This window comes from Ochrobactrum sp. PL_is483 (assembly GCF_055816855.1).
Map to the genome: position 1 here is coordinate 104,940 of NZ_JBVPGS010000029.1, position 19,581 is coordinate 124,520.

Here is a 19,581-nt window from a genome sequence, read left to right on the forward strand (position 1 = left end):
GATATTTGTTGCGGTTGCGCATTTTTTTACTGGCAATGACACTGTTTGATCTCGGTGCAAGGGAGGTCAAAATGTATCGACTGCTATGCCTGACCGTTTCCGGCTTCGCGCTCGTTATTGTTTCGTCACATAGCCGGGAGAAAATGCCGACATTGTCTTATGCTGCTTCAAAGGGCTGCATTTGTGATAAGAATCGCGAGCCGGTCTCTGCATGTCTTGATGTTTGCCAGTGGGCAAACTGACGACTATCCAGCAATATAAAGGAGGATAAATGCGACCTGAAAACCTCGTCATTCGTGCGGTGGAAGACAAGGATGCGGAGGGTCTGACCCGTTTGCAAAACATGCCGGGATTTCGGTTTGGCACATTGCGCATGCCGTTCCAGCGTCTCGATACGACAAAGAAATGGATTCAGTCGCTTGGCCCGGAATCGACCATTATTGTCGCGACAATCAACGAGGAGATTGTCGGAAACGCTGGCTTGCTTCGGCACGCAGGACGGCGAAGCCATAGCGCGTCACTCATCATGGGCATACATGACGAATATGTCGGCAAGGGGATCGGCACGGCATTCATGACCGAACTGATCGATATTGCTGACAACTGGCTCGATCTGAAACGGCTTGAGCTGACCGTTTATGTCGATAATGCCGCAGCGATCCGCCTCTATGGAAAATTCGGTTTTGTTTCGGAAGGCACTCGCAAGAAAGATGCCTTCCGGGCCGGAGAATTCGTCGACACACTGGCAATGGCGAGGCTCAATTTCTGATATATTTCTCTCGGAATTATCGCACCGCCACGACTGCTGCCCAGTCGGTGACACGTTTGTCATAGGCGCTGCCGGTCCAGCATTCTATTTCGATGTGGGACCAGTGGCCGTTATTGCGCCAGTAATCCGTAAGCTCTTGCGGCGAAAGATAATTGTAATAGCGGCCAAGCGCGTCATTGCCTTCAGCGGTGCCGGTCTTGAAACTGGCCCAGACGACACCGCCTTTCACCAATGCCGAGTGAATTTTTTCAACGATGGGAGCGAGTTCGCCTCTGGGTACATGGGTAAGCGACGCGGAAGCGTAAACGCCGTCATATTCCTCGACTGCCGAAAGTTCGTCGAACATCATTGTCCTGACGGGTTGTCCCAGTCGTTTCGAGGCGATTGCCGCCAGTTCGGCGGAGCCGTCCGTGGCATCAAGCTTGAAACCGGCGTTCAGAATAGCTTGAGCATCGGTTCCCGAGCCAGTCCCCAGTTCCAGAATGCGGCCGCCTGTCTTGCAGCGCTTCAGGAAACCCGGAAGTTTCGGATTGGGCGTGCCGCCATCGGCTGCGTAGTCGGTCGCATTTGAATTGTAGAATCCCAGCGTGTTGTCCTGCATGTGCCTGACGGCCCTCTGCCCAAATGTTTGAAAGATAAGCGGTTGCCGGGTCCGGGATACCCGAACCTAGAGCGCTAAAAAAATAGATAGAGCATTTCCGACGATTCATGAAAAATAGGAAATGCTCTAGCAGGCACTTATGCGGTGAAATCGCACCGCATGGAAAGCCCTGACGGCGTTGGGAACCGCTATTCAACAGTCTCCCCGGCCTTCTGCGCGGGATCATTGGTGATGACGTGCAGAATAACGTTGCATTTTCGCCACAATGCGTTGCATAGATGCAACGCTATTGGGTAACATGGTTAACATGAACACGGCGAATCTGACGGCGGACATGAACGGCGAGAAACAATCATCGCAAGGCGGCGAGGGGCGCAGGCTTCTGGCGCTTCCGGGCATTATCACTGTCATTTCGGCGCTTGTCACCGCATCGATTTCTTTTGCCATTCTGATTGGCATCACGCCGATCACGCCGGACCGGACTGTCACGCTGGCATTGGTCATCATCAATGTCGCGCTGATCCTGTTCCTGATCCTGCTGATCTGCCGCGAAGTTTACCGTATCGTCATGGCGCGGCGGCTTGGAAAGGCCGCTTCGCGCCTGCATGTCCGCATTGTCGCGCTGTTTTCGCTGATCGCAGCCGTCCCCGCGATTGTGGTTGCCATCGTGGCATCGGTCACGCTCAATCTCGGTCTGGACCGCTGGTTCGATACCAATACGCGCGACATTGTCAGTTCATCGCAAAGCCTTACCACTGCCTATATTCGTGAAACAGCGCTCAACCTGCAAAGCACATCCTATTCGATGTTGCAGGATCTGGATGCGCAGCGCACCATTTACAGTCTCGATCGTGGCGGCTTCGTCCAGTTGATGACGCTGCAGGCGCGTGGTCGCGGCCTGCTCGGCGCGTTTCTGGTGCGTGAAAACGGCGCTGTGGTCGTCAAAAGCGATACCGGTGTCGAGGATCGCCTGCCGCCGCCGACCGAAGATGCATTGAAGACCGCTCCGGACGGCAAGCCCGTCATCATTCCGCCGGGCAACAGTAATTTCGTCGGTGCGATCATCAAGATGCGCGAGATACCGGACGTCTATCTCTATACGGTCCGCGCCGTCGATTCCCAGATTCTCGACGCCATGCGCCTGATGGAAGCCAACACCCAGCGCTATCAGGAGATGGATGCCAACCGCATTCCGACGCAGATCGCCTTCGCGCTGCTCTATTTCGGCCTGACGCTGATCGTGCTGCTTTCGGCGATCTGGACCGGGATTGCCGTGGCCGACCGGCTGGTGCGTCCGATCCGGCTGCTGATCGGCGCGTCCGACGATGTGGCGGCGGGTAATCTCGACGTCTCGGTGCCGGTACGCACCTCCGATGGAGACGTCGGCGCATTGTCCGGTACTTTCAACAACATGGTCGCCGAACTTAAGAGCCAGCGTAATGAGCTGCTTTCCGCCAAGGACCAGATTGACGAGCGCCGCCGGTTCTCCGAGGCCGTGCTTTCAGGCGTGACGGCGGGCGTCATCGGCATCGAGACGGATGGCTGCATTTCCATTCTGAACCGTTCCGCCGAACATATGTTCGGCGTCACATCGGAAGAGGCTGTCGGCAGGAACCTCACCAGCATCGCGCCGGAGATCGGGCAGGCTTTCGAGGTTGCCCGTTCGACGGGACGTGCCGTTCACCGCGAGCAGGTCAGCATGACCCGTGGCGGCGTGGCGCGTACCTTCAACGTGCAGGTGACGGTCGAGGATACGGAATCCGAAGATCATTCCTATGTGGTGACGGTGGATGACATTACCGATCTGGTGCAGGCGCAGCGTTCGTCCGCCTGGGCGGATGTGGCGCGCCGCATTGCGCATGAGATCAAGAACCCGCTCACCCCGATCCAGCTTTCCGCAGAACGCATTCGTCGCCGCTACGGCAAGGTGATTACCGAGGATCGCGAGGTTTTCGACCAGTGCACGGATACGATCATTCGCCAGGTTGGCGATATCGGGCGCATGGTCGATGAATTCTCCGCCTTTGCCCGCATGCCGAAGCCGGAAATGCGGCTCATGGATATGCGCGAGGCATTGCGCGAGGCTTCCTTCCTGGTCGAAGTCAGCCGCAGCGATATTCGTTTCCAGAACGATTTTGGCTCCGAAAGGCTGGTCGGTTCGTTTGACAGCCGCCTGATCGGGCAGGCGTTCGGCAATGTCATCAAGAACGCCAGCGAAGCCATTGACGGACTTCCGAAGGAAGATCGCGCCAGGGAAGGCGATGACGGGCACATCCTTATCCGTTCCTATCAGGCGGATGGGCAATTGTTTGTCGATGTGATCGACAATGGCAAGGGCCTGCCGGGCGACGACCGCCAGAAGCTGCTGGAACCTTACATGACGACGCGAGAGAAGGGCACCGGCCTTGGCCTCGCGATTGTCCGCAAGATCGTCGAGGATCATGGCGGGCATCTGGAATTGCATGACGCGCCACCGGACTTCCACGGAGGACGGGGCGCGATGATACGTATGGTCTTTCCGCAGGCGCCCACTGGCGAAGCGGGCGCGAGCGCGGAACCTGCCGACGAAGCCGGCACCAATGCGGATAATGACGAAAAGAACATAGCTGGACAGGTGATTTGATATGGCTGCCGATATTCTTGTAGTTGATGACGAAGCGGATATCCGGGAACTTGTTGCAGGCATTCTGAGCGATGAAGGCCACGAAACCCGCACGGCTTTCGACGCGGACAGCGCGCTCGCCGCGATCAATGATCGCGTTCCCCGGCTGGTTTTTCTGGATATCTGGCTGCAAGGCAGCCGTCTGGACGGTCTGGCGCTGCTCGATGAAATCAAGAAGCAGCATCCCGAACTGCCGGTCGTGATGATTTCCGGTCACGGCAACATTGAAACGGCAGTGTCGGCGATCCGTCGCGGCGCTTATGACTTCATCGAAAAGCCGTTCAAGGCCGACCGCCTCATTCTCGTCGCGGAGCGGGCGCTCGAAACCTCGAAGCTGAGGCGTGAAGTTTCGAACCTGCGCAAGCGCAGCGGCGATCATCTGGAACTGATCGGCTCGTCGCTTGCCATGAGCCAGTTGCGCCAGACCATCGAGCGCGTGGCGCCGACCAACAGCCGGATCATGATCACCGGCCCGTCGGGGGCAGGCAAGGAACTGGCAGCGCGTGCCATTCATGCGCAGTCCACCCGTGCCAACGGACCGTTTGTGACGGTCAATGCCGCGACCATCACGCCGGAACGCATGGAGATCGAGCTTTTCGGCACCGAAATGGACGGCGGCGAGCGCAAGGTGGGCGCGCTGGAAGAAGCCCATGGCGGCATTCTCTATCTCGATGAAGTTGCCGATATGCCGCGCGAGACGCAGAACAAGATTTTGCGTGTGCTTGTGGACCAGCAGTTCGAGCGCGTGGGCGGCACCAAGCGCGTGAAGGTGGATGTGCGCATCATCTCCTCGACGGCGCAGAACCTCGAAGGCATGATCGCCGAGGGCACGTTCCGCGAAGACCTGTTTCACCGTCTTTCGGTGGTGCCGGTGCAGGTGCCGCCACTTGCCGCGCGACGCGAGGATATTCCGTCACTGGTCGAGTATTTCATGAAGCAGATCGCCGAACAGGCGGGCATCAAGCCGCGCAAGATCGGCTCCGATGCGATGGCGGTTTTGCAGGCGCATAGCTGGCCCGGCAATCTTCGCCAGCTTCGCAACAATGTCGAACGCCTGATGATTCTGGCGCGCGGCGATGATCCCGAAGCACCAGTGACAGCCGATCTTCTTCCGGCTGAAATTGGCGACACGCTGCCGCGCGCGCCGACGGAATCCGACCAGCACATCATGGCGCTTCCGCTGCGTGAGGCGCGCGAGCGTTTCGAGAAGGAATATCTGATCGCGCAGATCAACCGGTTTGGCGGCAATATTTCACGCACGGCGGAGTTTGTTGGCATGGAGCGTTCGGCGCTTCATCGCAAACTGAAATCTCTCGGCGTATGATGAAATCAAGGTTCGGGCAGGCGGAGCGGTCATGCGGGTAATCGTTTGCGGAGCAGGGCAGGTCGGATACGGCATCGCCGAGCGGCTTGCCGCCGAGGAAAACGATGTCTCGGTTATCGACACCTCGGCCCGCCATATCGAGATCGTGCGCGACACGCTTGATGTGCGCGGATTTGTCGGGCACGGCTCGCAACCGGACGTGCTTGCTGCCGCTGGCGCCGACGAAGCGGATATGATTATCGCCGTCACCTTGTCCGACGAGGTCAATATGGTGGCCTGTCAGGTGGCGCATTCGGTCTTCAACGTGCCCACCAAGATCGCCCGCATCCGCGCCCAGTCTTACCTCAAGGCCGAATATCAGGACCTGTTCCTGCGCGAAAACCTGCCGATCGACGTCATCATCTCGCCAGAGGTGGAAGTGGGCGAGGTGGTCCTGCGGCGCATCGCCTTGCAGGGCGCGACGGACGTGCTGCGCTTTGCCGACGACAAGATCATCGGCCTAGCCATCGAATGTCTTGAGGAATGTCCGGTCATCAATACGCCACTGAAGCAGCTGACCGATCTGTTTCCCGATCTTGCGGCAACCGTCGTCGGCGTGGTGCGCAATGACAGCCTTTTCATCCCGCGTTCTTCGGACGAACTGAATGCCGGTGACCTCGCTTATGTGGTGACGACGCGCGAGCAGGTCCGCCGCACATTGGGTCTGTTCGGGCATGAGAAACCGGAAGCCAGCCGCATCGTTATCGCGGGCGGCGGCAATATCGGCTTGTACGTCGCCAAGGCCATTGAGGACCGCAAATGGCACACGCGCGTCAAGATGATCGAAAGCGAGCACGAGCGCGCCTTCGCCATCGCCGATCAGTTAAAGCGCACCATGGTCTTGCATGGCAGCGCGCTCGACCAGAACCTGCTCCAGGAGGCCGATATTCAGGACGCCGACCTCATGGTCGCGCTGACCAATCAGGATCAGGTCAATATCCTGTCGAGCATCATGGCGAAACGGTTGGGCTGCAAGTCCAATATGGCCCTGCTCAATACGGTTGCCTATCAGGATTTCACCCACATGGTGGGGATCGACGCCTATATAAACCCGAAGGCGGTCACGATTTCCAAAATCCTCCAGCATGTCCGGCGAGGCCGAATCCGTGCGGTCTATAGCGTTTATCGCGACATGGCCGAACTGATCGAAGCCGAGGCTCTGGAAACATCCTCGCTCGTCGGCGCGCCGTTGCGCGATCTCGACTTGCCGGAAGGCCTGCGAATCGGTGCGATTTATCGTGACGGGCAGGTGATCCGCCCGAATGGCGATGTGCGCATCAAGCCGAAGGATCGCGTCGTCATTTTCGCAACATCCGACGCAGTAAAACACGTTGAGCAGATGTTCCGTGTCAGTCTGGAGTTCTTCTGATCGACGGCTCAGGGACAAAGAGGTTTCGCCAAGTTTGGCGTGACATTTGAGGTCCCTGTATGGTCGGCCCTGTCAGAATTTGGCAGGAGGCTAATGAAATTGACGGTTGCACAAAGATTCCCATCCTGTTAACCGAAGCTGAATAGCGAAGCAGTTGTCTTTCCACAGCAATTGCAGTCGGGCATCGGTTTTGCACGCACCGGTGCTTGATTTATGTGCATGCGCGTGTTCGTTTAACGCATCGCGAGCTGGCTGCTGATCGATTAAAGGAATAAAAACAATGGCTGAACGATCGCAAAATCTGCAAGACCTTTTTCTGAACTCTGTACGCAAGCAGAAAATTTCCCTGACGATTTTCCTTATCAATGGCGTCAAACTGACCGGCATTGTAACGTCTTTCGATAATTTCTGCGTGCTTCTGCGCCGTGACGGTCATTCGCAGCTTGTCTACAAGCATGCGATCTCGACGATCATGCCAAGCCAGCCAGTGCAGATGTTCGAAGGCGAAGAAGCCTGACGCTTTCCGAATGGCATTGGAGCGCAATGGCCGACGTTGTTTCGCTCCAGTTTTTTGTTTCTGCGGATGATAGCCGGACATGCACTGCCTGTCCGGCTCGTCATGTTTAAACAGTCCGGGGCGTCTTTCATTTGAAACAGCTTTCGCGGTGACTTATCTGCATGGGCAGATAAAGCGCGTTTCCGCGTCCCCGGAGTGAACATTGTCCAAATTCAAGGATAAGAAGCCGACATCTGCCGATGCAGACAAGGGTTTCGAATTTTCAGAACCAGAGCCCACAAGGGCAGCCGTTATCGTTCCCATCCTTCCAGAGCGGTATAATACGGGTACGTCAGCGGAAGATGGGGCTCGCCCCGAATTCCAGCGCTCGAATGAGGCGCGTCTTGAAGAAGCCGTCGGACTTGCCCGCGCGATCAGCCTCGACATCGAACATGCCGAAATAGCCATTGTTGCCAATCCTCGCCCCGCGACCCTTCTGGGCACGGGCAAGGTGGAAGCAATTGCCGAGGTTGTGAAAGAAAAGGCCATAGGGCTCGTGATCGTCGATCACGCACTGACCCCGGTGCAGCAGCGCAATCTCGAAAAGGAATGGAACGTCAAGGTCATCGACCGAACGGGACTTATCCTTGAAATTTTCGGCGAGCGCGCGCGCACCAAGGAAGGCGCGTTGCAGGTCGAACTGGCGCATCTGAACTATCAGAAGGGCCGTCTGGTCCGAAGCTGGACCCACCTTGAACGCCAGCGCGGCGGTGGCGGCTTCCTCGGCGGTCCGGGTGAAACCCAGATCGAAGCCGACCGTCGTTTGCTGCAGGACAAGATTCTGAAGATCAAGCGCGAGCTTGAAACGGTGGTGCGAACCCGCACCCTGCATCGCCAGAAGCGGCGCAAGGTGCCGCATCCGATTGTCGCGCTCGTCGGCTATACCAATGCTGGAAAGTCCACGCTTTTCAATCGCATGACGGGTGCGGAAGTGCTCGCAGAAGACATGCTCTTCGCGACGCTCGACCCGACATTGCGCCGCATTCGCCTGCCGCATGGCGAGACGGTTATCCTGTCGGATACGGTGGGTTTCATCTCGAACCTCCCGCACCATCTGGTCGCCGCATTCCGCGCCACGCTCGAAGAAGTGGTTGAAGCCGATCTGATCCTGCATGTCCGCGACATTTCCGATCCGGACAATGCGGCGCAGGCCGAAGACGTGGAAAGCATTCTGGCGGGCCTGGGCATCGAGCCTCAGGACCGCAAGCGCGTCGTCGAAATCTGGAACAAGATCGACAATCTCGATGAAAGCGGGCGCGAAGCCGCCTTGCGTCTTGCTGCTGCCGGCAGCGAGGAGGGGCGTCCCATTCCGCTTTCGGCCATTACCGGTGAAGGCGTTGACAGGTTGCTTTCGCTGATCGAAACCCGGATAGCGGGTTCGCTCGGCGCGGTCGATGTGCTGCTGTCTCCTTTCGAGCTTCATCTTCTCGACTGGATTTACCAGCATGGCAGCAATGTCGAGCGCGAGAATCTGGAAGACGGCTCCGTTCGCATCAGGGCCCGACTGACGGAAGTAGCCCGCAAGACGCTGGACGAGAAACGCGGGATTCGGCCTGAAAAGCCGGAGACCGACTGGGAATAGAGCGCCACTTGCGGAACAGGGGCGCAACGACCTATGTATGGAAACGTACGATTCAGAATTATTCACTTCGCCATAAAGTTATCCAGAGGCCCATAATGAGAGATCCGATCGAAACCGTCATGAACCTCGTCCCGATGGTGGTTGAGCAGACCAACCGTGGCGAACGGGCCTATGATATTTTCTCGCGCCTTCTGAAGGAACGCATCATCTTCGTGAACGGACCGGTTGAAGACGGAATGTCGATGCTGGTATGCGCGCAGCTTCTCTTTCTCGAAGCGGAAAACCCGAAGAAAGAGATCAACATGTACATCAATTCGCCCGGCGGCGTCGTGACGTCCGGCATGGCGATCTATGATACGATGCAGTTCATCCGCCCGCCGGTTTCCACGCTTTGCATGGGGCAGGCTGCTTCGATGGGCTCGCTGCTTCTGACGGCAGGCGCCACCGGTCAGCGTTATGCGCTGCCGAATGCCCGTATCATGGTCCACCAGCCATCGGGGGGCTTCCAGGGCCAGGCCTCGGACATTGAGCGCCATGCGCAGGACATCATCAAGATGAAGCGCCGCCTGAACGAGATCTACGTCAAGCACACGGGCCGCGATTACGAGACGATCGAACGCACGCTCGACCGCGACCACTTCATGACCGCACAGGAAGCGCTCGAATTCGGCCTCATCGACAAGGTGGTCGAAGCGCGCGACGTTGGCGCGGACGAATCGAAGTAAGAGCCGGAATCTCCGGCTCGCGCCTGTTTTTAGCGCCCTTTGCCACAAAAGGGGCCCATTTCTTGCAACTACGTGATGGTTAACGCGCCGCGTTAAGCATCTGTTGGGGTTCGGGGCGCTAAACTTGGCCGGATTATGCCGAATCTTTGCCGGGAACATATTTTTCATTTGTTCGGCGGTGCAGCTTCTGCAACAGTCCCCATATGGCTCCTTCGGTCGGGGAGCCATGCGGTGAGAGGAATCCTGAGACTACAGGCCCTGGATGACGGCAAGCGCGTATCTGCTGCTGTCATGAGCGGCGGGAGGTGCGTTTCTCCTCCAGCACTGGGTCCGAACCGGAAGAAACGATCGATCTGGACGCCTTGCGTTCATTTCGGTCAATTGAAAGGAAACTGCGATGAGCAAAGTCAGCAACAGCGGCGGCGATTCCAAGAATACGCTTTATTGCTCGTTCTGCGGCAAAAGCCAGCATGAAGTGCGCAAGCTGATTGCAGGCCCGACCGTTTTCATCTGCGACGAGTGCGTCGAACTCTGCATGGACATCATCCGCGAGGAAAACAAATCCTCCATGGTGAAGTCGCGCGAGGGCGTGCCGACGCCGCAGGAAATCATGGCCGTTCTTGACGATTACGTCATCGGCCAGAAGGATGCCAAGCGCGTTCTGTCGGTTGCGGTACACAATCACTACAAGCGTCTCGCCCATCAGTCGAAGAACAGCGACATCGAGCTTGCGAAGTCGAACATTCTGCTCGTGGGTCCCACGGGCTGCGGCAAGACCTATCTTGCCCAGACGCTCGCCCGCATCATCGATGTGCCGTTCACCATGGCCGATGCGACGACGCTGACGGAAGCAGGCTATGTCGGTGAAGATGTCGAGAACATCATCCTGAAGCTGCTTCAGGCTGCCGATTACAACGTGGAACGCGCACAGCGCGGCATCGTCTATATCGACGAAGTCGACAAGATCAGCCGCAAGTCGGACAATCCGTCCATCACGCGCGACGTGTCGGGCGAGGGCGTCCAGCAGGCGCTTCTGAAGATCATGGAAGGCACCGTCGCTTCCGTGCCGCCGCAGGGCGGCCGCAAACATCCGCAGCAGGAATTCCTGCAGGTGGACACGACGAACATTCTCTTCATCTGCGGCGGCGCTTTTGCCGGTCTGGACAAGATCATCTCCGCACGCGGTGAAAAGACCTCCATCGGCTTCGGCGCAACCGTCAAGTCGGTCGATGAACGCCGCATCGGTGACGTGTTCAAGGAACTGGAGCCGGAAGATCTTCTGAAATTCGGCCTCATTCCGGAATTCGTTGGCCGTCTGCCGGTAATCGCGACGCTCGAAGACCTCGATGTCGACGCTCTGGTACAAATCCTGACCGAGCCGAAGAATGCGCTCGTGAAGCAGTATCAGCGCCTGTTCGATATGGAAAATGTCGAGCTGAGCTTCCACGACGATGCCCTGCGGGCGATTGCCAACAAGGCGGTCGAGCGCAAGACGGGTGCACGCGGATTGCGTTCGATCATGGAAAAGATCCTGCTCGATACGATGTTCGAGCTTCCGACGCTGGAAGGCGTGCAGGAGGTGGTTATTTCCGGTGATGTGGTGGATGGCAGCGCCCGTCCGCTCTATATCTATGCCGAGCGGCAGGACGAAAAGGGTAATGTTTCCGCCTGAGCGGAAAGATGACCGATCAAAAGGCCGCGCAAGCGGCCTTTTTCATGTGCTGAGCTTGCGTGGGGCTCAACCTGCAACTATTGCAGGGCACAGCAATCAGGGTACATGCTAAGCTGGATATTGTACTAATGCACCGCACAGCGCAGGATAGATGACGATTCTATGAAAGTCGGCCCGATAAAGCCTATTGAATTGCCGGGTTAGGCTCTCCAAGTATGGACCAAAGCACATTCGTGACCTGCCTCATGACGAAAGGGGGCGCGGATGTGGCAGTCAGGTTGAAAAACCTGAGAAAGGACTTGAACTATGACGAGTACTGAACAGAAGACACCACTGGGTGGCTCTGAAGCGGGCGGCGCGGACGGGCTCTATGCCGTTTTGCCGTTGCGTGACATCGTCGTTTTCCCCCATATGATCGTTCCGCTTTTTGTCGGCCGCGAGAAGTCCATTCGCGCGCTGGAGGAAGTGATGGGCGTGGACAAGCAGATATTGCTTGCCACCCAGAAGAACGCCGCCGATGACGATCCGGCACCGGATGCGATTTATGAAATCGGCACGATTGCCAATGTGCTTCAGCTTTTGAAGCTGCCGGACGGCACCGTCAAGGTGCTGGTCGAAGGAACGGCGCGCGCCAAGGTTTCCAAGTTCACCGACCGTGAGGACTATCACGAGGCCTATGCTGCGGCTCTGCCGGAGCCGGATGAAGATGCCGTCGAGATCGAGGCGCTTGCCCGCTCGGTGGTTTCCGACTTCGAAAACTACGTCAAGCTGAACAAGAAGATTTCGCCGGAAGTGGTTGGCGCCGCCAGCCAGATCGACGATTATTCCAAGCTTGCCGACACGGTGGCCTCGCATCTCGCGATCAAGATTCCCGAGAAGCAGGAAATGCTGTCCATCCTCTCGGTGCGCGAGCGCCTTGAGAAGGCACTTTCCTTCATGGAAGCCGAAATCTCGGTTCTGCAGGTTGAGAAGCGTATCCGCAGCCGCGTCAAGCGCCAGATGGAGAAGACGCAGCGCGAATACTATCTCAACGAGCAGATGAAGGCGATCCAGAAGGAGCTTGGCGACGGCGAGGACGGTCGCGACGAAGCGGCTGAACTCGAAGAACGCATCAACAAGACCAAGCTTTCCAAGGAAGCCCGCGAAAAGGCACAGGCCGAGCTGAAGAAGCTGCGCTCCATGAGCCCGATGTCTGCCGAGGCAACGGTCGTGCGCAACTATCTCGACTGGCTGCTGTCCATTCCGTGGGGCAAGAAGTCGAAGATCAAGCAGGACCTGAATTTTGCCGAGGAAGTGCTTGATGACGAGCATTTCGGGCTCGACAAGGTCAAGGAGCGCATCGTCGAATATCTCGCGGTGCAGGCTCGCTCGACCAAGATCAAGGGCCCGATCCTCTGCCTCGTCGGACCTCCCGGCGTCGGCAAGACCTCGCTCGCCCGTTCGATCGCCAAGGCGACAGGCCGTGAATATGTCCGCATGTCGCTTGGCGGCGTGCGCGACGAGGCCGAAATCCGCGGTCACCGCCGCACCTATATCGGCTCGATGCCCGGCAAGGTCATCCAGTCGATGAAGAAGGCGAAGAAGTCCAACCCTCTCTTCCTGCTCGATGAAATCGACAAGATGGGCCAGGATTTCCGCGGCGATCCGTCGTCGGCCATGCTCGAGGTGCTGGACCCTGAACAGAACTCGACCTTCATGGATCACTACCTTGAGGTCGAATATGACCTGTCGAACGTCATGTTCGTGACGACGGCCAATACGCTGAATATTCCGGGTCCGTTGCTGGATCGTATGGAGATCATCCGTATTGCCGGCTACACCGAGGATGAAAAGCTCGAGATCGCCAAGCGGCACCTGCTGCCGAAGGCAATCAAGGACCACGCCCTGCAACCGAAGGAGTTTTCGGTCACGGACGAAGCACTGCGCAATGTTATCCGCCTTTACACGCGGGAAGCAGGTGTGCGCAGCCTCGAACGCGAACTGATGACGCTGGCGCGCAAGGCCGTGACCGAAATCCTGAAGTCGAAGAAGAAGTCGGTGAAAGTCACCGACAAGAACCTCTCCGACTATTTGGGTGTCGAGCGGTTCCGCTTCGGCCAGATCGACGGCGAAGATCAGGTTGGCGTCGTGACGGGCCTTGCCTGGACGGAAGTCGGCGGCGAGTTGCTGACCATCGAAGGCGTCATGATGCCCGGCAAGGGCCGCATGACCGTCACGGGTAATCTCCGCGACGTGATGAAGGAATCGATCTCGGCGGCGGCATCTTATGTCCGCAGCAGGGCAATCGACTTCGGCATCGAGCCTCCGCTGTTCGACAAGCGCGACATTCACGTGCACGTGCCGGAAGGCGCGACGCCGAAGGACGGTCCGTCCGCCGGTATCGCCATGGTCACGGCGATCGTTTCCGTGCTGACCGGCATTCCGGTTCGCAAGGACATCGCAATGACGGGCGAAGTCACGCTGCGCGGTCGCGTTCTGCCAATCGGCGGTCTCAAGGAAAAGCTCCTCGCGGCTCTGCGCGGCGGCATCAAGAAGGTTCTGATCCCGGAAGAAAACGCCAAGGACCTGGCGGATATTCCGGACAATGTGAAGAACAGTCTTGAGATCGTTCCGGTGTCCCGCGTGGGTGAGGTGCTCAGGCACGCTCTGGTTCGCGAGCCCGAGCCGATTGAATGGACCGAGCCCGCAAATGCGACACCGGTCCCTTCGGTCGAGGAAGAGGCTGGCGCCTCGATGCCCCATTAAGGCATTTCCGGCAAACGTTCGAACGGGTTTGCTTCTTGGGAATGCACTGAAATGAACTTCTGGCAGGCGATTCTGATTCAGTCGGAAGGTCCTGCCGGAAGCTGTCTATCAGGACCAACAATCGAAATGCCGGGCAAATTGCCCGGCATTTCTGTGTTTAACCCCGGTTTTCCGGGGTTTTTTCACGTTGACAGGCTTGGTTTGTGAAACGATTTGAATAAACTCCGACCAATCCGGTCACGTTATCCGTTCCGGTAGATAAAGAAAGGAAATGCCAATGAACAAGAACGAATTGGTTGCCGCAGTTGCGGAAAAGGGCGGTTTGACGAAGGCTGATGCCGGTACTGCTGTTGACGCCGTACTCGCTGCTGTTACCGGCGCCCTGAAGGCTGGTGAAGAAGTCCGTCTGCCTGGCTTCGGCGTTTTCTCCGTTTCGCACCGCGCTGCCTCGACCGGCCGTAACCCGTCGACCGGCAAGGAAGTTGCTATTCCGGCTCGCAACGTGCCGAAGTTCTCGGCTGGCAAGGGCCTGAAGGACGCCGTAAACGGCTAATCATGATCTGGAGAGTGAAAGCTCTTCGAACGGATCGTGACGATAAATTTCCAGCCTTCGCGGCATGATCGCGAATGGCTGTCGAGAAGGCCCGGTTTATCCGGGCTTTTTTCGTATGCTAAAGTGGGGGACCTGCTTCCACATACTGTCGCAACATGGCACCTTGTGGACAATTATCGTTGGCTGATTTGGAGGCGTCTATGCTCGCCGTTGGTTTAATGGGTTTTGCAATAAGCGTGCTGCTGGCGGTGGCCGCTAACAGCCGGTTTGGGGAACTTGAGCGGCTTCCCATGCAGTGGGGTTTATCAGGCCAGATTAACTGGACGGCACCGCGCCTCTTGGCTCTATCCTTTGCCCCGGTGCTTTACGCCGTGCTGGCCGGTATATTCATTTGGGCCGCGGAGCATGATCCCGAAAAATACACTGCAAAATCGGTGGGCATAGTGCTGATCGCATTGATTGCGGTACAGATCCTCCACTTGTGGATGATCGATCGTTATCGATTAAAGCTGCTCAAATAGACGAAAGCCGGAAACTGTTCGCAGCCAAAAGGATATGGCTCTCTCACGGAGCGTCCTGCTTTGGACATCGCGCCATAATCAAAACCGTGTCTGGAGAGCGAATGAGCAGCATATCGTCATAGGGGCGCGTAATGGTCACAACACCATTATTCCTTTGCAATATCGCGGATATCATTCTCTTCTCCGCCGGAGAAACAGCGTCGCCATCAGCAATCCCCAGCCTGCGCACAAGCGGCTGAACGTCAGTATACGAACCGAACTGGTTTTCAGAGCGGGCCGTATAAATGGTGGATGACGGATTTTTGCTGGCGGGCGCCGTGGTCGCTTCGAATGAATACGGGTTCAGAACCCGAACAGCTATTCTTCCAAGACTCGAGGGTTTGCAAAACAGATCAAGTTTTGCTGGATCAATTTTAGCTGGCTCCAGAGTGCTGATCGCAAACCAGTCTCCATCAAGACCATCAAAAATCTTCTTGCGATATGCTTCTGGATTGGTGAAGTCGCTCACCAGAGTTTCCATGGTGGCTTTGTAGCGATCAAGAATGTTGGTCGTGTCAGCAAAAACCGGCGTAGCAGTGAACGCCAGTAGTGGACAGACGACCAGGCTAAGAATGCTGTGCCGCATGTCTATCCCCATCGGTCAGATTGTTTGCACCTTATCTCACAAGTGGCGATAAAAGTGCAAAAAGCCGTGGGGATAGGCATCAACAAGGGATGTTGGAGGCTCTACACACGCGAGCCGTTCCTACTCCGCCGCCTCTGAATCGCGCTTGGGGCGGCGTTCCAGCAGTTCCTTGAGGAAGTGGCCGGTGTAGGAGCGCTTCTCCTTCACAATGTCTTCCGGACGGCCCACGGCGACGATTTCGCCGCCGCCATCGCCGCCTTCCGGTCCAAGGTCGATCACCCAGTCGGCGGTCTTGATGACTTCCAGATTATGCTCGATCACCACGACCGTATTGCCCTGTTCAACCAGTTCGTGCAGCACTTCCAAAAGCTTCGCCACGTCATGGAAGTGCAGGCCGGTTGTCGGCTCATCCAGAATATAGAGCGTGCGGCCCGTCGCGCGGCGCGACAGTTCCTTGGCAAGCTTCACGCGCTGCGCTTCGCCGCCAGAAAGCGTCGTCGCCTGCTGGCCGACCTTGATATAGCCGAGGCCCACCTTGACGAGCGTTTCCAACTTGTCACGCACCGCGGGCACGGCGGAGAAGAACTCCGCGCCTTCCTCAACCGTCATATCCAGCACATCGGCGATGGACTTGCCTTTGAACAGGACTTCCAGCGTTTCGCGATTGTAACGCTTGCCGTGGCAGACGTCGCAAGTCACATACACATCCGGCAGGAAGTGCATCTCGATCTTGATGACGCCATCGCCCTGGCAGGCCTCGCAGCGCCCGCCCTTCACGTTGAACGAGAAGCGGCCCGGCTGATAGCCGCGTGCCTTGGCTTCCGGCAGACCCGCGAACCAGTCGCGGATCGGCGTGAAGGCGCCGGTATAGGTCGCCGGGTTGGAGCGCGGGGTGCGGCCAATCGGAGACTGGTCGATGTCGATCACCTTGTCGAGGAATTCCAGCCCTTCGATACGGTCATGCTCTGCCGGATGCTCGCGCGAACCCATGATGCGGCGCGAAGCGGCCTTGAACAGCGTTTCGATCAGGAAGGTGGACTTGCCGCCGCCTGAAACGCCGGTGACGGCGGTAAACGTGCCGAGCGGAATATCCGCAGAGACATTTTTGAGGTTGTTGCCGCGCGCGCCCACCACCCGGATGCGCTTGGATTTCTCAATCTTACGCCGTTCCGCCGGAACCGCAACCTCCATCGCGCCTGACAGATATTTGCCGGTCAATGAGTTTGCGTTGGACATCACATCCTGCGGCGACCCCTGAGCGATGATCTTGCCGCCGTGGACACCAGCCGCCGGGCCGATATCGACCACATAATCGGCGGTCAGGATCGCATCTTCATCATGTTCGACCACGATGACCGTATTGCCGAGATCGCGCAGATGGCGCAGCGTGTCGAGAAGGCGGGCATTGTCGCGCTGATGCAGGCCGATGGACGGTTCATCCAGCACGTAAAGCACGCCGGTCAGGCCGGAGCCGATCTGCGAGGCAAGACGGATGCGCTGGCTTTCTCCGCCCGACAATGTGCCGGAATTGCGCGCCAGCGTCAGGTAATCGAGACCGACGTCGTTGAGGAATTGCAGGCGCTCGCGGATTTCCTTGAGGATGCGGGCGGCAATTTCGCGCTGCTTGTCGTTGAAGCTGCTATCAATGTCACGGAACCAGGCATCGGCCTTGCGGATCGACATTTCAGTGATTTCACCGATATGCTTCATGCCAAGCTTGACCGCCAGCGCCTCCGGCTTCAGGCGGAAACCATTACAGGCAGGGCAGGGCGTCGAGGCCATGAAGCGCTCGATATCTTCACGCGACCAGGCGGAATCGGTCTCCTTCCAGCGGCGTTCCAGATTGGGGATGACACCCTCGAACGGCTTTGTCGTCTGGTAAGAGCGCAAGCCGTCATCATACTGAAAGGTGATTTCCTTGCCTTTGGTGCCATAAAGAATGGCTTGCTGCGCTTCTTCCGAGAGATCAGCCCATTTTGCGCCGATCTTGAAGCCATAGGCTTTGCCGAGCGCTTCCAGCGTTTGATTATAGTAAGGCGAGGAGGATCGCGCCCACGGGGCAATCGCGCCGTCCTTCAACACTGCCGTTTCGTCGGGAACGATCAGATTCGGATCGATGGCCTGCTGGGTGCCGAGACCGTCACAGGTCGGGCAGGCGCCGAATGGATTGTTGAACGAGAACAGGCGCGGCTCGATTTCGGGAATGGTGAAGCCGGAAACCGGGCAGGCGAACTTTTCCGAGAAAAGAATCCGCTCGTGGGTTTCGTTGGCCGACTTGTTGGCAGCGCCGCCTTCCGCCGTTTCTTCGGGCGGCAGCGGCTTGTCGGCAAATTCGGCAACGGCCAGACCTTCGGCAAGCTTGAGGCAGGTTTCAAGGCTGTCGGCGAGGCGGGTTGAAAGGTCCGCGCGCACCACGACGCGGTCAACCACCACGTCGATATCGTGCTTGTACTTCTTGTCCAGCGCCGGAACGTCGGTGATTTCATAGAAGGTGCCGTCTACCTTGACGCGCTGAAAACCCTTTTTCTGGAGCTCGGCCAATTCCTTCTTGTACTCGCCCTTGCGGCCGCGCACGATGGGCGCGAGGATATAGAGGCGGGTGCCTTCCTCAAGCGCCATGACGCGATCAACCATCTGGCTGACGGTCTGGCTTTCGATGGGCAGGCCGGTCGCGGGCGAATAGGGCACGCCGACACGCGCGAAGAGCAGGCGCATATAATCGTAGATTTCGGTGACGGTGCCGACCGTCGAACGCGGATTGCGGCTCGTCGTCTTCTGCTCGATGGAAATGGCGGGCGACAGGCCGTCGATCTGGTCGACATCCGGCTTCTGCATCATTTCCAGGAACTGGCGCGCATAGGCCGAAAGGCTTTCGACATAGCGGCGCTGGCCTTCCGCATAGATCGTATCGAAGGCAAGCGAGGATTTGCCCGAGCCGGAAAGACCCGTCATCACGATCAGCTTGTCGCGAGGCAGATCGAGATCGACATTTTTCAAGTTGTGTTCGCGCGCGCCACGTATGGAAATGAATTTCTGATCGCTCATTCCGCGTCCTGCCTGCTCATTATGCCATGGATAAACGGGCGCCGAATGGTGAAACACGTCGCGCCGGTACCTAATATGGGGTGGAACCCTCCAATAAGAAGGGGTCTCGGGTCATTCATCGGTGCACTCTTATCATTAGAACAAATATCGAACAACCAGCCTTCTGATAGGCGATACGAAATGTGAACGCAAGAGCGTTGACTGTCACTCCTGACAGGAGCAGACTACCCTTACTCGCTGATAGCGGAGAGGTGCCGCGGTGGGATGACACGGCATCGGCAAGAGGTCCGCAGGAGGCGGGAGATCCAGTAGGGAGGTAAAGGAGCATGAGTCCACCTGACTACGTTGCCTAGCTTTCACAAGGATGAAAGCACGATCCGTTTCGGTTGCGGCAGCATCATTTCGCAAGGAATGATGCCTCGTTGATCGAAAGTGCGATTGCCGACAATTTGAATTTGCGCGGAATGCAAATGGCCGTGCGCCTTTGTGATCCGAAACCACCTGTTGGCGAATTATTGCCGACACATGAGCATCGCTCCAACCCCAAGCCCTGCGCGCCAAAGATACAGTGAGCGGCAGGGCTTTTCCTTGGAAATCTGAACGGCCTCGCGGAGCCCCTGCGGTTGTCGATTCCTGAGGCACGCGAAGGCTGTTTTGAAATTAAGGCAGATGCGGTTTTTCGCGCTGAAATAAGGAAAACTGCATTTTCCGTACAGGAAATGGTGCAAAAACCCATGAAAATTTGTGGCGAACGCATGTCTTTTTAGTGTTGAAGGTTGCAATTTGAACAAAA

At 57.4% G+C, this 19,581-nt stretch carries 15 protein-coding genes and 1 pseudogene; 13 read left to right on the forward strand and 3 right to left on the reverse strand.

Annotation, left to right across the window (positions count from 1 at the left end; all coding sequences use genetic code 11):
- Positions 1-271 precede the first annotated feature (271 nt).
- Positions 272-769 carry a GNAT family N-acetyltransferase gene (locus AC0TNJ_RS06005; RefSeq protein ID WP_473770559.1) on the forward strand — a complete coding sequence of 166 codons (498 nt, stop codon included), beginning with the start codon at positions 272-274 and terminating at the stop codon, positions 767-769.
- Between the two features lie 16 nt (positions 770-785).
- Here the strand turns inward: AC0TNJ_RS06005 and AC0TNJ_RS06010 are convergent, their stop codons facing one another.
- Positions 786-1,370, reverse strand: a complete 585-nt coding sequence (locus AC0TNJ_RS06010) for a class I SAM-dependent methyltransferase (RefSeq protein ID WP_122003334.1) — start codon at positions 1,368-1,370, stop codon at positions 786-788.
- A 265-nt stretch (positions 1,371-1,635) separates the two neighbouring features.
- Between AC0TNJ_RS06010 and AC0TNJ_RS06015 the strand changes: the two genes are divergently transcribed.
- From AC0TNJ_RS06015 to AC0TNJ_RS06070, 12 genes and pseudogenes are all read left to right on the forward strand, one after another.
- Positions 1,636-3,993: a sensor histidine kinase NtrY-like gene (locus AC0TNJ_RS06015; RefSeq protein WP_473770560.1), complete on the forward strand. Its 2,358-nt coding sequence runs from the start codon at positions 1,636-1,638 to the stop codon at positions 3,991-3,993.
- A gap of 1 nt (position 3,994) precedes the next feature.
- Positions 3,995-5,356: a nitrogen assimilation response regulator NtrX gene (ntrX, locus tag AC0TNJ_RS06020; protein WP_122003336.1), complete on the forward strand. Its 1,362-nt coding sequence runs from the start codon at positions 3,995-3,997 to the stop codon at positions 5,354-5,356.
- 31 nt (positions 5,357-5,387) lie between these two features.
- Positions 5,388-6,764 (forward strand): Trk system potassium transporter TrkA, encoded by a 1,377-nt coding sequence (gene trkA / locus AC0TNJ_RS06025; RefSeq protein WP_122003337.1) that lies wholly within the window; start codon positions 5,388-5,390, stop codon positions 6,762-6,764.
- 59 nt (positions 6,765-6,823) lie between these two features.
- Positions 6,824-7,039: pseudogene (locus tag AC0TNJ_RS06030) on the forward strand (hypothetical protein).
- 5 nt (positions 7,040-7,044) lie between these two features.
- Positions 7,045-7,281: an RNA chaperone Hfq gene (gene hfq / locus AC0TNJ_RS06035; RefSeq protein WP_002964239.1), complete on the forward strand. Its 237-nt coding sequence runs from the start codon at positions 7,045-7,047 to the stop codon at positions 7,279-7,281.
- 202 nt (positions 7,282-7,483) lie between these two features.
- A complete protein-coding gene (hflX, locus tag AC0TNJ_RS06040) occupies positions 7,484-8,902 on the forward strand; it encodes a GTPase HflX (protein ID WP_473770561.1) in 1,419 nt (472 codons plus the stop codon).
- 95 nt (positions 8,903-8,997) lie between these two features.
- The gene (gene clpP, locus AC0TNJ_RS06045; RefSeq protein ID WP_112588234.1) at positions 8,998-9,627 is read left to right on the forward strand and encodes an ATP-dependent Clp endopeptidase proteolytic subunit ClpP; all 630 of its coding nucleotides are present in this window, start codon (positions 8,998-9,000) and stop codon (positions 9,625-9,627) included.
- Between the two features lie 397 nt (positions 9,628-10,024).
- Positions 10,025-11,299, forward strand: a complete 1,275-nt coding sequence (gene clpX, locus AC0TNJ_RS06050) for an ATP-dependent Clp protease ATP-binding subunit ClpX (RefSeq protein ID WP_121983125.1) — start codon at positions 10,025-10,027, stop codon at positions 11,297-11,299.
- Positions 11,300-11,605: 306 nt separating this feature from the next.
- Complete coding sequence (gene lon, locus AC0TNJ_RS06055; RefSeq protein WP_473770562.1) at positions 11,606-14,044, forward strand: endopeptidase La; 2,439 nt, start codon at positions 11,606-11,608, stop codon at positions 14,042-14,044.
- A gap of 51 nt (positions 14,045-14,095) precedes the next feature.
- A complete protein-coding gene (locus tag AC0TNJ_RS06060) occupies positions 14,096-14,251 on the forward strand; it encodes a hypothetical protein (RefSeq protein ID WP_473770563.1) in 156 nt (51 codons plus the stop codon).
- Between the two features lie 70 nt (positions 14,252-14,321).
- The gene (locus tag AC0TNJ_RS06065; RefSeq protein WP_006470422.1) at positions 14,322-14,597 is read left to right on the forward strand and encodes an HU family DNA-binding protein; all 276 of its coding nucleotides are present in this window, start codon (positions 14,322-14,324) and stop codon (positions 14,595-14,597) included.
- A 200-nt stretch (positions 14,598-14,797) separates the two neighbouring features.
- Entirely contained in the window at positions 14,798-15,118 is a 321-nt protein-coding gene (locus AC0TNJ_RS06070) for a hypothetical protein (protein ID WP_473769111.1), read from the forward strand.
- 43 nt (positions 15,119-15,161) lie between these two features.
- On the opposite strand, the gene AC0TNJ_RS06075 is transcribed toward AC0TNJ_RS06070, so the two are convergent.
- Positions 15,162-15,743 carry a hypothetical protein gene (locus tag AC0TNJ_RS06075; protein ID WP_473770564.1) on the reverse strand — a complete coding sequence of 194 codons (582 nt, stop codon included), beginning with the start codon at positions 15,741-15,743 and terminating at the stop codon, positions 15,162-15,164.
- 120 nt (positions 15,744-15,863) lie between these two features.
- Entirely contained in the window at positions 15,864-18,788 is a 2,925-nt protein-coding gene (uvrA, locus tag AC0TNJ_RS06080) for an excinuclease ABC subunit UvrA (protein ID WP_473770565.1), read from the reverse strand.
- Positions 18,789-19,581: the final 793 nt, after the last annotated feature.